General features: G+C 35.1%; 1 protein-coding gene. It reads right to left on the bottom strand.

Features of this window, described 5'->3' with window-relative positions:
- Window positions 1–119: 119 nt before the first annotated feature.
- Window positions 120–450: transposase (locus LUU93_RS21505; RefSeq protein ID WP_232683221.1), on the bottom strand; the 331-nt coding region annotated here is incomplete at its 5' end.

Genomic DNA, 450 nt, shown 5'->3' with positions numbered 1-450 from the left:
GCTTCTTTTTTTTGGTAAAAACAAGATTGTCCACTAAAAACATTAATTCAGGTTTTTCGGATTCCACTTTCAAGATAATTTTTTATTTCTTGCTGATTTTAGGTAAAAACGAGCTGTTTTTATCCTGTAAAGGCCATTTTTTGTAAATTATGGGCAATAGAAATCAATCCGATTTCTACCTCGGCCTTGTTTTGTCCTCGAAGCATAAATCGTTTAAATCCTTTATTGTGCTTGATCTGGGCAAATACGGGTTCTACATCATGACACCTTTGCTTTCTGAGCTGTTCTCCCCGTTTTGTTTTAAGTAAATCAAATGCCTTTTGCCTTATTTTGGCCAGTTCAGGATTGTTTTGCGAGGCGGTTACCTGTTTGGTCTTGCAGTCTCTGTCAAAATAATTATACTTAACAAAGGCTTTTATTTTTCTGGCTTTTAACAAGTTGTAGTTTTCC

It is taken from the genome of Flavobacterium soyae, assembly GCF_021245985.1.
GTDB classification, from domain to species: Bacteria; Bacteroidota; Bacteroidia; order Flavobacteriales; family Flavobacteriaceae; genus Flavobacterium; species Flavobacterium soyae.
This window is presented reverse-complemented; position numbering and strand designations above follow the sequence as displayed.